This window comes from Salinicola socius (genome assembly GCF_001937195.1).
Lineage (GTDB): Bacteria > Pseudomonadota > Gammaproteobacteria > Pseudomonadales > Halomonadaceae > Salinicola > Salinicola socius.
Genome location: NZ_MSDO01000003.1, coordinates 45,633 through 58,339, shown reverse-complemented (window position 1 = coordinate 58,339; position 12,707 = coordinate 45,633). Strand labels below are relative to the sequence as shown.

Here is a 12,707-nt window from a genome sequence, read left to right as displayed (position 1 = left end):
CCGGCGCGCGTTCGGGCAGCCGCCGCCTCCCGGCTAGGCGCGACGGCCAATACCGCGGTAGACGAATCCCCGCGAAGCGACATAGGCCGGATCATAGATGTTGCGTCCATCCAGGATCAGCGGCGTGTTAAGCGCCTGCAGCAGTCGTCTCCAGTCCGGGTTCCAGTAGCACTTCCATTCGGTCACGAGCATCAGGGCATCGGCCCCCTCGCAAGCGCTGTAGAAGTCGCCCGCGCACAGCTCGAGCTGCGGATGATCGGGATAAAGCTCTCCCAGCGCATGCAGCGCAGCCGGGTCATGCACCTTGACCGTGACACCCTGGGCCCAGAGCGCTTCCAGCAATGTCAGCACCGGTGCGTGATCGATCCGAGCCGTGCCCGGTTTGAACGCCGCCCCCCAGATAGCGACGGTACGGCCTTCGAGCTCGCCCTTGAAGTGGTTCCAGAGCTTGCGGAACAGCGTCTCTTTCTTGCTTTCGTTGATGTCGAGAACATGCTCGAGCAGATGAGATTCGCGGCCCGTGGAGTGCTGAACATCGGCCAATCGGACCAGATCACGAGAAAAGTTGGGGCCACCGAAGCCGCAGCCGGGATAGAGATACTCGAAACCGATACGGGTATCGGCGCCCATTCCCTGACGTACGAATTCCACATCGACATCGAGGGAATCGGCCAGACCCGCCAATTCGTTCATGAAGCTGATGCGGGTCGCCAGCATGCCGTTGATGGCCAGCTTGGTCAGCTCTGCGGCGCGCCGGGGCATCAACTGGAACACTTCGTGACGCCGATTGAAGGCGCGCAGCAATTCGCGAATCTGCTGCGTGCCCCACTCCTCTTCGCTGCCAAGCAGCCAATGGGCCGGCCGGGTAAACGTTTCCCAGGCCCGCCCCTCCTCGATACGGTCCGGCAACGCGACGGCGACCTGGCCGGAGTGCCCCAACAACGCTTCCAGCTTTTCCGTCTGCCCCACCGGAAAGGTGGAGTTGTTGACGATGACCAACGGCGTGGTCTGGCGACCCGGTACCTGCTTGACGTAACGCTCGGCGGCGTCGCGCTGGTCCGGCGACAGGGCCAGCCAATGCACGTCAGCATCGGTATCGGCAGGAATGTCTTCGACGATCGTCAACTGGCCGGAGGCTTCGCCCGCCACGATCTGATCCTTGAGTCCGGGCTCGCTGATCACCCAGTCGGCATTGGCCAGACTCTTCCAGGGGAAATCGGCATGTGGCATCCAGGTAACCTGATGCCCAACCGAGCATAATGCGGCCGCGGCAGTCGCCGCGGCCAGTTCGCTACCATGTACGACCACCCGCATCGACTTATTCCTCGGCTGCGTATTGTTGAATCAGCTGCCGGAAGCCTTCACCCAGCGTCGGATGCTTGCGTCCCAGTGCCAGCGTCGCTTCGAGATAGCCGAGCTGGCTACCGCAATCGTAGGTCTGACCCTGCATCCGATAGGCGGCGGCGCCACTTTGCTTGCGCAGTGTCTCGATCGCATCGGTCAGCTGGATTTCGTTACCCGCGCCGGGAGGCGTCTCGGCCAGAATCGGGAAGATCTCGCCCGGCAGCAGATAGCGTCCGATCACGGCCAGCGTCGACGGCGCTTCCTCGACCTTGGGTTTCTCCACCATGCCGGTCAGCGGCGCGCTCTTGCCGGCAACCGGCTCCTCGCCCTCCAGCGCCACGATGCCGTACTTGTAGGTCAACTCCTTGGGTACGGTCTCGACCATGATCTGTGCCTTGCCGGTCTCGTCGAAGGCTTTGATCATGCCGGTAAGGTCATTACTGGCCAGGCCGTCATCGTCGATGACGACATCCGGCAGCAGGACCGCGAACGGGTCGTTGCCGATCACCGGACGGGCGCAGAGAATCGCATGGCCGAGACCCAGCGCTTCGGGCTGGCGCACGCTGATGATATTGACGTCGTCGGGAATGATGTTGCGAAGTTCTTCGAGAAGTTCGTTCTTGCCCTTGGCTTCCAGCTGCGTCTCGAGCTCGAAGTGCTTGTCGAAATGGTTCTCGATGGCGCTCTTCGAGGAGTGCGTGACCAGAACGATCTCCTTGATACCCGCCTTCACTGCCTCGGTGACCACGTATTGAATCACCGGCTTGTCGACGATAGTGATCATTTCCTTGGGAATTGCCTTGGAGGCGGGGAGACAACGTGTGCCGAAGCCGGCGACGGGCAGTACAGCCTTGCGAATCATCTTTTGAGTCCTTCCCTTCCTGGGTATGTAATCAACGGAAGTCAGCGTCCCGATATCGAATCCTCCCGCTAGCTTAGCGGGCGAGAAGCCGAAAGCACAGTCGCAGAACGACGACACCAATCGTGCCGCCTGTGCACCATCCAGTTTTTGCTAACTTGGCATCCAGTCAAGCTACCGTCCATAGTAGAATATCGTAAAGCCACGCATTGCTGCACCGGCTCCGAGTTTTCACGACGTTTAGAGCGGTTCGGTCGGCAAGGCGATGATATCTCCCGGAAGGAATCTATTCATGACTCAATCGCATCACGACAACGTCGCCCTCCACGGCAACGTGGATCAGGCGGAGATTGCCAAGTTCGATGCGCTGGCCAGCCGCTGGTGGGATCGTGAGGGCGAGTTCAAGCCGTTGCACGACATCAACCCGCTGCGTCTCGGCTTCATCGACGCACAGGTTTCTCTTGCCGGCAAGCGCGTCATCGATGTCGGTTGCGGGGGCGGCATTCTGAGTGAAGCCATGGCAATGCGTGGCGCCGAAGTCACGGGTATCGATCTGGGCGAGGCCCCGCTGGCCGTCGCCCGCCTGCACCAGATGGAGAGCGGCGTGGAAGTCGACTATCGCCACATCAGCGTGGAAGCGATGGCTGCCGAGCACGCTGGCGAATTCGATGTCGTGACCTGTCTCGAGATGCTCGAGCACGTTCCCGACCCGAGTTCGGTCATCGAGGCCTGCGCCAAACTGGTCAAGCCGGGCGGACATCTGTTTTTCTCGACGATCAACCGCAACCCGAAATCCTACGCCTTTGCCATTCTCGGTGCCGAATACGTGCTGGGCCTGCTACCCCGCGGGACGCATGAGTATCGTAAATTCATCCGCCCCTCGGAGCTGTCCAGTTGGTGCCGACTGCACGGCCTGCGGCTCCAGAATCAAACCGGACTGACCTACAACCCGGTGTCGCGACGCTATCGCCTCACGGCCAATGACGTTTCGGTCAATTACATGGTGCATGTACGTCCGGAGTGGACCGGTAACGGCGACGAGAAATGAGTTCGAGTGCATTGCCGCAAGCGCTGCTGTTCGATCTCGACGGCACCCTGGTCGATACGGCACCCGATCTGGCGGAAGCCACCAATCGGCTGCGAGAGCATCATGGCCTGGAACGGCTACCCTATCAGGTCATCCGCGAGCAGGTCTCCAACGGGGGCAGCGCGCTGGTGACGCTGGCTCTCCAACTCTCCAGCGATCACCCTGCGCATGCGGGTGCTCGCCAGTACCTGCTGGACCGTTATGCCGAGGTCGTGGCTGACAACAGCTGCCTTTATCCGGGGCTGGAAGCGCTCATCGCGCGCTGGGAAGCCGACAATCGGGGTTGGGGTATCGTGACCAACAAGCCGCGGCTGTACGCGGCGCCGCTGATCGAGGCGCTCGGATTGCGTCCTGGCGTCCTTGTGTGCGCTGACGACCTGCCGGTCAGGAAACCCGATCCCGAGCCGTTATGGTTTGCCGCTCGCGAGCTTGGCGTAGCACCCGCGCAGTGCTGGTACATCGGTGATCATCGGCGAGACATGGAGGCGGCCCAGCGTGCAGGCATGACGGCGATCGCCGTGCGTTACGGTTATATCCCCGCCGACGAGGCCATCGATGAGTGGCCAGCAGTACGCTGGTTCGATACGTCCGAACTGCTCGCCAGCGAGCTCATGACGTCAAGCGCCAAAACCCAGCGAACCTCATAGATGGGATGCTAGTGTGGCGTCTCGCAAGTAACGCGAAGAAATATCGGATGCATGGCGTTGCCAGGCAAGGCGCGAGGAGGCGTCATAGTGGGGTCTATGGCAACGACGAGCAACGCCGCATGGCGGCGCCGGGGACCGGTATTATTGGATGGTATTTGTGAGACACCACACTAGTTTCGTCTGAAAAGTCGACGAGCGAGGGCAAGACCGGGGCGCGTAGCCAAGGCAAAAATCGATGAAGACGGACCGGGCTGGCGTACCCGTTTACGCGGTGTCAATGAGCATCTTGACCGGGCTGGTGCACCAGCTGATTTTTAACGCCGCATGGGCCAGTGCAGGCAGTTTTCAGACAGTGCCTAGACAAGATTGGGTGGATGCGTCAGCTCAAGGCTTCGGCGGCTGGGCATCGAAGGCCTGGCCACTGAGTCCTAGGCTATCCGGCCCCATCAGCCAGAGATACGTCGGCATGATCTCTTCCGGCGTGCGAAGCCTCTGGGGATCCTCGTCCGGGTAGGCGGACTGACGCATGCTCGTGCGTGTCGCGCCCGGATTGAGCGAGTTGAAGCGGATCGCGGAGCCTTGATGCTCGTCAGCCAGGATCTGCATCAAACCTTCGGTGGCAAATTTCGAGGTTGAGTAAGCGCCCCAGTTGGCACGTCCGCGGCGCCCGACGCTGGAGGACGTAAAGATGACGGAGGCCCCGGTCGAGCATCCCAATAGCGGTAACAGCGCCTGGGTCAACCCCAGCGTGGCGCTGAAATTGACCTGCATCACTCGAGCCCAGAGTGCCAGGTCATAGTCTTCGACCGTGACTCGGTCACCGAGAATACTGGCGTTGTGGAGCAGGCCGTCAAGACGACCGAACTCCTTTTCCAGCTTGGCGGCAACCGCCAGATAATCCTGCGGCGTCGCGCTCTCCAGATTGAGCGGAAATATGGCCGGCTGCGGCGCCCCCATGGCTTCGATGGCGTCATAAACCCCTTCGAGACGACTGATGCTGCGACCCAGCAAGATCACCGTCGCCCCGTGCCGCGCATAGCTCATGGCCGCAGCCCGGCCAATGCCGGCGCTGGCACCGGACACCAGTACGATCTTTCCGTCGAGCAACCCTGGAGGCGCTTGATAATCGATGTGGCAGGTCATACTCGTGTCCTGAGTCGCGAATTCGGGGTAACCGATGGACCGATTCGATCAGCCCATCTGATTGAGAAAATCGCTCGCCATCTGCGCCGCGTTGCTGTCGGGATAGTCGCTGCGAACCCGCTCTAGCAGCTCGCGGCTACCCGCGGTATCCCCTTGACGTGCTTTCAGCAGACCGAGCTTGTAAAGCGCATCCGGCACCTTGCTGCTCTGCGGGTAGTCTTTGATGACGGTATCGAACGCGTCGGCTGCCTGATCCACCTGTGACTGGGCCGAATAGAGCTCGCCTAACCAATAATGGGCATTGGGAAGCAAGCTGGACTGCGGATAGTCATCGATGAAAGTCCGAAAGGCATCGATCGCCGAGGCGAACTGGCGTGACTGCACCTGCTGAAACGCCGCCTGATAGGCATCGCGTCCTTCTTCACCGCCGCCGCTCGCGCCAGACTGAGCCGAACTGCCCGCCGAAGCGTTGACGCTGTCATTTGGCGGTTCACTGCCACCGGCGACATCATTGGCGCTGCCGCTGTCGACATTGGTACTGTCGACGTCATTGGCAGTGCCGTTCGAGCCTCCGCCGGAGCCTTCCTGACTGCCTGCCCCCATGCCACCGCCGGAAAGGCGATCGTCAAGGTCCAGGTACTGTTGTTGAGTCTGCTGCTTGAGCTGATCCAGCTGATATCGTAGCTCTTCGACCTGGCCACGAAGCTGTTGGATCTGCTGCTGGTTATCCTGCAGCTGATTGAGAATCGTCAGCGTTCCCCCGCCACTCTGGCGAGCTTCCGTCTGACTGTAGAAACCGTTCGACTGACCGGTGAGATCGTCGACGACGGGTTGCTGAGCCCATACGGACAGCGGGAGCACCAGGGCTCCCGCGCCGCACAGTCTTTTCAGACCGTGTTTCATGCTTTTCTCCGTCGGTACTTAGTACGAGAATACGACGCGACGGTTCTTGGCGTAAGCTTCTTCGGTGTGGCCCTGCATTGCCGGACGCTCTTCACCGTAGCTCACGATCTGGATCTGAGACGGAGACACGCCCTGGACAGTCAGATACCGCTCGACCGCCTGTGCGCGGCGCTCGCCGAGACCCAGGTTGTATTCACGGGTGCCACGCTCGTCTGCATAACCCTGCAGCGTCACGTTGGCGTTCGGGTTGGCCATCATGTACTGAGCGTGGCCGCGCAGTACGGATTCGAACTCGGGGCGAATTTCTTCGCTGTCGAATGCGAAATAGATGGTGTTGACGCTAGGCATCTGCTCGCCGGCGCCCATCTGGGAGCCTGAAGTGCCCTGACCGGAGTTCATGCCCTGTCCGGACATGCCGCCGGAAGTGCCATCCATGTCCCCTTCCTGGGTGCCGCCACTGCTAGAACAGCCAGCCACCACGGCTAGTGAAAGCGCGACTGCTAACGTCTTGGCGTAGGTCTTGATTTGCATTGTCATCTCCTTGCTCGGATGTCGAATGACACAATGACTGTAGTCGTTTAGTTCAGAAACGGCGACCACGCGGGTTCGCGTACGTCACCCTGCGCCGAAGGCAGTCGGAAAGACGCGCGTCCATCCGAAGAAACTGCCCCCAACACACCTTGCGCCCCTTGCTGGGTAGCGAAGATTATCATGGTGCCATTCGGCGCGACACTGGGCGATTCATCCCAACGTGAATCCGTCAAGACCGTGACACGACTGGTGTCCATGTCCTGCTTCGCCACGTGATAGCCGCTGTCGTCACGAGTCACCATGAAAAGCGTTTTGCCGTCGGGAGAAAACCGCCCGTCGGAGTTGTAGTTGCCGGTGAAGGTCACCCGCTGGGCCTGACCGCCGCTGGCAGACATGCGATAGAGCTGCGGAGCGCCACTGCGATCGGAGGTAAAGATCAGCGACTGGCCGTCAGGCGTCCAGTCCGGCTCCGTCTCGATGGCGGAATTGTTGGTCAGACGCGTGAGCTGGCGAGATGCCAGATTCATGACGTAGATTTCTGGCTGGCCGTCCTTGGAGAGCGACATCGCCAGCTTGCTGCCGTCCGGCGACCAGGCAGGGGCGCCGTTGATTCCCCGGAACGAGGTCAACCGCACGCGCTCGCCGGTCGAGGCGTTCTGCACGTAGATTGCCGAATTGCCGGATTCGAACGAGACGTAGGCAATCTTCTGACCGTCCGGCGACCAGGCCGGTGACAATATCGGATCATCCGACGACAGAATCTGCTGACTGTTGTAACCGTCGGCATCGGCGACATAGAGGGCATACCGCGCGTTGTCCCCTGCGCCGCTGGCAGAAACGTAAGCGATCCGGGTCGAGAATGCACCGCGAATGCCGGTGATCGCTTCGAATATCTGATCGCTGATGTAATGGGCGCTGGCCCGTAGATTGCCATTGGACGAAGTCAGCGTCTCACCCAGCATGCGCTTGCCGCCAAGAATATCCATGAGTTCGTACTGGATGCGATATTGATCGCCCTGAGGCTCGATCTTGCCGACCACGAGGTAGCGGGCATCGACGCGCTTCCAGTCATCGTAGAAGACATCTTCGCTGCTGCTGGGCAGTGATACCAGCGCACTGCGGCTCAGCGGCGAGAACTGGCCGCTGTGCTCGAGGTCGTCGCTGACGATTTGCGCCACGTCCTGTGGCAGCCCACCTTGACCACTGAATTCGAACGGCACCACGGCGATCGGCGTGGCCTGATCGCTGCCGCGGGTGATCTCGATGGTCAAGTTCTGCGCCTTAGCCGTGGTCGTCAGGCACATCAGTCCCACCAACGACACCAGCCAACCGGCAGCCAGGGTTTTCCATCCTTGAGACATCCATCGTTTCATCACTGTACATCCCCGGGGGTGAATTTGAGATTGAAATCGCGAAAGCGCCGCTGCAGCCCGGCATCCAGCTGCTGAAGCTCGCGGAACGGCGCTGCGGCTTCCACTGCCTGCGTGGCCGAGCGATCGAAGCTGGGGTTGCCACTACTACGCGTGATGCTGGCTGCCAGCAACTCACCTGAAGGCCCCAGTCTCACACGCACTTGTGCTACCAAAGCATTGTCCGCGTTGGCCGGCAAGTGCCATCGATCCTCGACGGCCCGCTTGACCAAGTTGATGAAGCTGTTCGACGCCTGGTCGGACTGCTGGGCGTTGGCGATTCGCTCCTGTTCGTTGGCGATCGAATCACTCAGCGCATCGGCAGCGGCTTTCTTGGCCGCGGCTTCCGCTGCCTTCTTCTTCTCGGCCGCTTCGGCCTGGCGTTTCTTTTCGGCGGCTTCGGCCTGACGTTTTTTCTCAGCCTCGGCGGCCTTTTTCTTCTCAGCCTCGGCCTGGCGCTTCTTCTCAGCTTCGGCCTTGGCCGCTTCCGCCGCCTTCTCCTTCTCGGCCTTCTCCTTCTCGGCTTTTGCCTTGGCGGCGGCTTCAGCCTGACGTTTCTTCTCGTCCTCGGCTTTCTGCTGCTTTTCCGCTTCGGCCTTGGCAGCCGCCTCCGCCTGACGTTTTTTCTCGGCCTCTGCCTTGGCATTGGCTTGTTTCTCGGCTTCAGCCTGACGCTTGGCTTCGGCTGCCTGCTGCTGCTTTTCTGCTTCGGCCCGTTCGGCCGCTGCCTGTTCCGCCGCCTGTTGGCGCCGCTCCGACGCGGCCTCGGCCTGCTCTGCAGCGGCTTGTCGCGCGGCCTCCTGCTGTTGCGCCTGTTCTTGAGCCTGCTGCTCCGCTGCCTGCTGAGCGGCTTCCTGCGCCTGCTGTTCGGCGGCCTGTTGCGCCGCCTCCTCGGCCTGACGCTGGGCGGCACGTGCCCGCGCCTCCTTGGCGTACTGGGCCTGATCCGTCGCTGTCACATCGCTGACCAGCGTCGCCTGCACCACGGAGGACGAGCTTGGCGTGGGTTCGCTGTCCGGCAGACGCAGCATCGTCATCAACAGTGCTACCACGTGAACGGCAATCGCCAGAACGACGGGCAAGCCGTAACCGACACGGCGGTTTCGCTTCGCCATGCTGACTCCTTACCCGTTGTTGCCTTGCGGCGGCTCGGAAATCAATCCGACATTCGCCACACCTGCCATCTGCAGCGTACTCATTAGCGTCACGACCTGGCCATAGGAGGCGTTCTTGTCACCACGCACCATCACCGGCGTGTTGGGTTTGCGCTCGAGAATCGCCACGACCTGATCGCCGACGGTCTGCAACGTGACCGGCTTGTCCTGCTCGCCCCGCGAAATGAAATATTCGCCCTGGCTATCCACGGAGACGATGATCGGCTCCTGTTCATCGGTATCGATCGGCTCCGAGGTGACCTGGGGCAGATCGACCTGCACGCCCTGGGTCAGCATCGGTGCTGTGATCATGAAGATCACCAGCAGGACCAGCATGACGTCGATGAACGGGACGACGTTGATTTCGGCCATCGGCTTGCGCCGGTGATCGCGGCTATAGGGTCCACCCATGTTGAACCTCCGCCTCAGGTCGTCTGATTGCCACCGCGACCTTGCAGGTTACGGTGCAGAATCGAATGAAATTCCTCGGCGAAGTCTTCGTATTCGCCGAGCAGGCGACTGGCAATCGATGACAGGCGATTGTAGAAGATGACTGCCGGGATCGCGGCGAAAAGCCCCATCGCTGTCGCGACCAGCGCTTCGGCGATCCAGGGCGCCACCGTCGAGAGTGTCGCCTGCTGGGCCATCGACAGGCTCTGGAAAGAGCCCATGATGCCCCAGACGGTACCGAACAGGCCGATATACGGGCTGGCGGAAGCCACGGTCGCCAACAGCGTCAGATTGGCATTGAGGCTGTCCTCCTCCCGCGATAGGGCCACCCGCTGCGAACGCTGTACGCCATCCAGCACGGCTTCACTGCTGCGCGTCTTGGGCATCAGACGGTTGAACTCACGAAAGCCGGAGCGGAACACATGTTCCGAACCCTGCGCCTGATGGTTTTCCGGCACGTCGCGATAGAGCTCGTTGAGATCGACGCCCGACCAGAACCGCTCGTCGAATGCTTTCTGGGCCTTCTTGGCTCTGCTCAACGCGAAGCTGCGTTGGAAGATCACGACCCAGGATGCGATAGAGGCGGCCAACAGCAGGATCATGACCAGCTGGACCACCACACTGGCGTTCAGGATCAGATGGGGGATGGACATGGAATCGTTCACGAAAATCCTCGAATCACTGGCTTGGAATGTCTGGCGTCAGAACCGCGCGAAGTTCGCGGGGCCAACGCATCGGTTTGAGGCGTTGCGCGTCGACACAGGCAATATCGACCGTCGCTTCGCATAATGTATCCCCGTCATACCGAACGGCCTGCTCGAACCGGATCGAGCAGGCAGCAAGACGACTGACGTTGACCGTTACCTGCAACGGATCATCGAGTCGAGCCGGGCGTGCATAACGGCAACTCAGGGAATGCACCACTAGCTGCACGCCCTGCTCGATCAGCCCGCGCTGACCGAAGCCCAGCGCGTTCAACCATTCGCTACGCGCACGCTCCATGAATTTCAGATAGTTGACGTAGTACACGATACCACCGGCATCGGTATCTTCGATGTAGACCTTGACCGGCAGGACGAATTCACTCACTGATGGCTCCGCCATCGTCCAAGCCTGGCGCCACCCGGTCGCCAGCCGCGTGCTCATGCGGGACGATGCCGAAGTGGGTGTAGGCGGCGCGAGTGACGACGCGGCCACGCGCCGTGCGCATCATGAACCCCTGCTGGATCAGATAAGGTTCGATCACATCCTCGATCGTATCGCGCTCCTCGCTGATCGCTGCCGCCAGGCTGTCGACACCAACCGGACCACCGTCGAATTTCTCGATCATCGCCAGCAACAGCCGACGATCCATATGATCGAGCCCGTGACTGTCGACGTTGAGCATGTTCAGTGCCTGATCGGCGACGGATGCGCTGACGCTGCCATCGCCCTTCACTTCCGCGAAGTCGCGCACCCGACGCAGCAGGCGATTGGCGATCCGTGGGGTGCCCCGTGCACGTCTGGCGATCTCTCTAGCGCCGGCCACGTCTGCCGGCACGCCCAGCAGACGGGCGGAGCGCGTGACGATTTCGGTCAGTTCCTCGATGGCATAGAATTCTAGCCGCTGAACGATGCCGAAACGGTCGCGCAGCGGCGACGTCAACAGCCCCGCTCGGGTCGTCGCCCCCACCAGCGTAAAGGGTGGCAAGTCGAGCTTGATCGAGCGTGCTGCGGGGCCATCCCCGATCATGATATCAAGCTGGAAATCCTCCATCGCCGGATAGAGCACTTCCTCGACCGCCGCAGGCAGGCGGTGAATCTCGTCGATGAACAGTACGTCGCCTGCCTGCAGGTTGGTCAGCATCGCCGCCAGATCACCGGCACGCTCGAGCACCGGGCCGGAAGTGGATTTGATGTCCACGTCCATTTCGGCAGCGATGATATTGGCCAGGGTGGTCTTGCCCAGTCCGGGCGGGCCGAAGACCAGGGTATGATCGAGGCTGTCCCCGCGCTTGCGCGCGGCGGAGATGAAAATATCCAGCTGTTCGCGCACTCGCGGCTGCCCGATGTAGTCATCGAGTCGGCGAGGACGAATGGCATGGTCAACCTGCTGCTCGCCCTGCTGCGGTGGCGCCGCAATCAGGCGGTCGGGCTCGATCATGGGGCGTTATCCAGCCAGCTGGCGTGATAGCGCCGCTTTGATCAGCGCTTCGGTCGAAAGGTTCTTGTCCAGACCGGAGAGCATGCGGGAGGCTTCCGTGGGCTTGTAGCCCAGAGTGACCAGTGCGGCCTCGGCATCGGCTTGCGGATCGGACGCTGGGCGTGCTGCCGAGATGCCGTCGTCCAGCAGCGATGCCTGCCCTTCCTGCCAGTGTGGAAAGCGATCACGCATTTCGACGATCAGGCGATCTGCCGTCTTCTTGCCAACGCCGGGCAATTTGGTCAATGCCTTGCTGTCACCTTCCATCACGCAGTGGATGAAAGCGCCGGTATCCATCCCCGACAGAATCGCCAGCGCCAGCTTGGGGCCAACGCCATTGACCTTGATCAGCGCCCGAAACAGCTGCCGTTCCTCATCGCGCGCAAAGCCGTAGAGCAGGTGAGCATCGTCACGCACGCTGAGATGCGTATAGACGCGCACCTCTTCCCCCACACCGGGCATCGAGACCAGTGTGGTCATCGAGGCTTCGAGTTCATAACCGACACCGTGTACATCGATGACGATCCAGGGGGGATGCTTCTCCAACAGCGTGCCGTGCAAACGTCCAATCATGCCATCCGTGTCCTTACTATGACGGCGTCCACTATACGCATCGCCGATTCAACTGACTAGCTGCCGCGTACACCGCAACCAAGCCATCGCCACCGGCAAGCGAGCAGCGTCATCGCCTTCCCTGTTCAGGGCCGTCCCCGACTGACCAACCCGGCGTCGCGATGGCCTCCGTCGTCTTGCCAACGCTTCTCACGCAGTGAAGTGATCATCGAACGAAACGCGGCTTCCGTCTTTCCTTGACGCCTCCAGTATCGAACCGATTCGGTTCGATTCGAAATTCGCTTGGCAAAACCATCGGCACGCCTTATAAACAATTCGTAACAAAACGGTACAAATATGCCAGACCATTGATCTTGACTTCAGCGCGACTGGGGCGGGCGGTAGCGTTCTCCAGTACAGCGCACCTTCTGGATACGCTGCCATGA

Annotated in this window: 14 protein-coding genes; 2 read left to right on the top strand and 12 right to left on the bottom strand. The window is 61.0% G+C overall.

Going from position 1 to position 12,707, the window contains the following annotated elements:
- Nucleotides 1-33: 33 nt before the first annotated feature.
- Both BTW07_RS03180 and galU read right to left on the bottom strand, forming a co-directional pair.
- A complete protein-coding gene (locus BTW07_RS03180) occupies nucleotides 34-1,314 on the bottom strand; it encodes a nucleotide sugar dehydrogenase (RefSeq protein ID WP_075568715.1) in 1,281 nt (426 codons plus the stop codon).
- Nucleotides 1,315-1,318: 4 nt separating this feature from the next.
- Nucleotides 1,319-2,206: a UTP--glucose-1-phosphate uridylyltransferase GalU gene (gene galU, locus BTW07_RS03175; protein WP_075568714.1), complete on the bottom strand. Its 888-nt coding sequence runs from the start codon at nucleotides 2,204-2,206 to the stop codon at nucleotides 1,319-1,321.
- A 289-nt stretch (nucleotides 2,207-2,495) separates the two neighbouring features.
- Here galU and ubiG point away from each other — a divergent pair, with 289 nt between their 5' ends.
- Nucleotides 2,496-3,251: a bifunctional 2-polyprenyl-6-hydroxyphenol methylase/3-demethylubiquinol 3-O-methyltransferase UbiG gene (gene ubiG / locus BTW07_RS03170; protein ID WP_075568713.1), complete on the top strand. Its 756-nt coding sequence runs from the start codon at nucleotides 2,496-2,498 to the stop codon at nucleotides 3,249-3,251.
- On the top strand, nucleotides 3,248-3,937 hold the full coding sequence (locus tag BTW07_RS03165) for an HAD family hydrolase (RefSeq protein ID WP_075568712.1): 690 nt from the start codon (nucleotides 3,248-3,250) through the stop codon (nucleotides 3,935-3,937). The genes ubiG and BTW07_RS03165 overlap by 4 nt, the downstream gene beginning before the upstream one ends.
- A 384-nt stretch (nucleotides 3,938-4,321) precedes the next feature.
- Here BTW07_RS03165 and BTW07_RS03160 read toward each other — a convergent pair whose 3' ends face one another.
- The 10 genes from BTW07_RS03160 to ruvA are packed head-to-tail and all read right to left on the bottom strand — an operon-like array spanning nucleotide 4,322 to nucleotide 12,282.
- Complete coding sequence (locus tag BTW07_RS03160; RefSeq protein WP_075568711.1) at nucleotides 4,322-5,080, bottom strand: YciK family oxidoreductase; 759 nt, start codon at nucleotides 5,078-5,080, stop codon at nucleotides 4,322-4,324.
- A gap of 48 nt (nucleotides 5,081-5,128) precedes the next feature.
- Complete coding sequence (gene ybgF / locus BTW07_RS03155; RefSeq protein ID WP_075568710.1) at nucleotides 5,129-5,983, bottom strand: tol-pal system protein YbgF; 855 nt, start codon at nucleotides 5,981-5,983, stop codon at nucleotides 5,129-5,131.
- 18 nt (nucleotides 5,984-6,001) lie between these two features.
- Entirely contained in the window at nucleotides 6,002-6,514 is a 513-nt protein-coding gene (gene pal / locus BTW07_RS03150) for a peptidoglycan-associated lipoprotein Pal (protein WP_075568709.1), read from the bottom strand.
- Between the two features lie 47 nt (nucleotides 6,515-6,561).
- Nucleotides 6,562-7,875 (bottom strand): Tol-Pal system beta propeller repeat protein TolB, encoded by a 1,314-nt coding sequence (gene tolB, locus BTW07_RS03145; RefSeq protein ID WP_075568888.1) that lies wholly within the window; start codon nucleotides 7,873-7,875, stop codon nucleotides 6,562-6,564.
- Nucleotides 7,876-7,886: 11 nt separating this feature from the next.
- The gene (gene tolA, locus BTW07_RS03140) at nucleotides 7,887-9,038 is read right to left on the bottom strand and encodes a cell envelope integrity protein TolA (protein ID WP_075568708.1); all 1,152 of its coding nucleotides are present in this window, start codon (nucleotides 9,036-9,038) and stop codon (nucleotides 7,887-7,889) included.
- A 9-nt stretch (nucleotides 9,039-9,047) separates the two neighbouring features.
- Entirely contained in the window at nucleotides 9,048-9,488 is a 441-nt protein-coding gene (gene tolR, locus BTW07_RS03135) for a protein TolR (protein WP_075568707.1), read from the bottom strand.
- A 14-nt stretch (nucleotides 9,489-9,502) separates the two neighbouring features.
- A complete protein-coding gene (gene tolQ, locus BTW07_RS03130; RefSeq protein ID WP_208605364.1) occupies nucleotides 9,503-10,180 on the bottom strand; it encodes a protein TolQ in 678 nt (225 codons plus the stop codon).
- Nucleotides 10,181-10,205: 25 nt separating this feature from the next.
- Nucleotides 10,206-10,616 (bottom strand): tol-pal system-associated acyl-CoA thioesterase, encoded by a 411-nt coding sequence (gene ybgC / locus BTW07_RS03125; RefSeq protein WP_279626526.1) that lies wholly within the window; start codon nucleotides 10,614-10,616, stop codon nucleotides 10,206-10,208.
- On the bottom strand, nucleotides 10,609-11,670 hold the full coding sequence (gene ruvB / locus BTW07_RS03120) for a Holliday junction branch migration DNA helicase RuvB (protein WP_075568704.1): 1,062 nt from the start codon (nucleotides 11,668-11,670) through the stop codon (nucleotides 10,609-10,611). The genes ybgC and ruvB overlap by 8 nt, the downstream gene beginning before the upstream one ends.
- A gap of 6 nt (nucleotides 11,671-11,676) precedes the next feature.
- The gene (gene ruvA, locus BTW07_RS03115; protein WP_075568703.1) at nucleotides 11,677-12,282 is read right to left on the bottom strand and encodes a Holliday junction branch migration protein RuvA; all 606 of its coding nucleotides are present in this window, start codon (nucleotides 12,280-12,282) and stop codon (nucleotides 11,677-11,679) included.
- Nucleotides 12,283-12,707: the final 425 nt, after the last annotated feature.

Coding starts and splice junctions, on each gene's coding strand:
- BTW07_RS03180 (WP_075568715.1), bottom strand. CDS start 1,314: ATGCGGGTGGTCGTACATGGTAGCGAACTGGCCGCGGCGACTGCCGCG.
- galU (WP_075568714.1), bottom strand. CDS start 2,206: ATGATTCGCAAGGCTGTACTGCCCGTCGCCGGCTTCGGCACACGTTGT.
- ubiG (WP_075568713.1), top strand. CDS start 2,496: ATGACTCAATCGCATCACGACAACGTCGCCCTCCACGGCAACGTGGAT.
- BTW07_RS03165 (WP_075568712.1), top strand. CDS start 3,248: ATGAGTTCGAGTGCATTGCCGCAAGCGCTGCTGTTCGATCTCGACGGC.
- BTW07_RS03160 (WP_075568711.1), bottom strand. CDS start 5,080: ATGACCTGCCACATCGATTATCAAGCGCCTCCAGGGTTGCTCGACGGA.
- ybgF (WP_075568710.1), bottom strand. CDS start 5,983: ATGAAACACGGTCTGAAAAGACTGTGCGGCGCGGGAGCCCTGGTGCTC.
- pal (WP_075568709.1), bottom strand. CDS start 6,514: ATGCAAATCAAGACCTACGCCAAGACGTTAGCAGTCGCGCTTTCACTA.
- tolB (WP_075568888.1), bottom strand. CDS start 7,875: ATGTCTCAAGGATGGAAAACCCTGGCTGCCGGTTGGCTGGTGTCGTTG.
- tolA (WP_075568708.1), bottom strand. CDS start 9,038: ATGGCGAAGCGAAACCGCCGTGTCGGTTACGGCTTGCCCGTCGTTCTG.
- tolR (WP_075568707.1), bottom strand. CDS start 9,488: ATGGGTGGACCCTATAGCCGCGATCACCGGCGCAAGCCGATGGCCGAA.
- tolQ (WP_208605364.1), bottom strand. CDS start 10,180: ATGTCCATCCCCCATCTGATCCTGAACGCCAGTGTGGTGGTCCAGCTG.
- ruvB (WP_075568704.1), bottom strand. CDS start 11,670: ATGATCGAGCCCGACCGCCTGATTGCGGCGCCACCGCAGCAGGGCGAG.
- ruvA (WP_075568703.1), bottom strand. CDS start 12,282: ATGATTGGACGTTTGCACGGCACGCTGTTGGAGAAGCATCCCCCCTGG.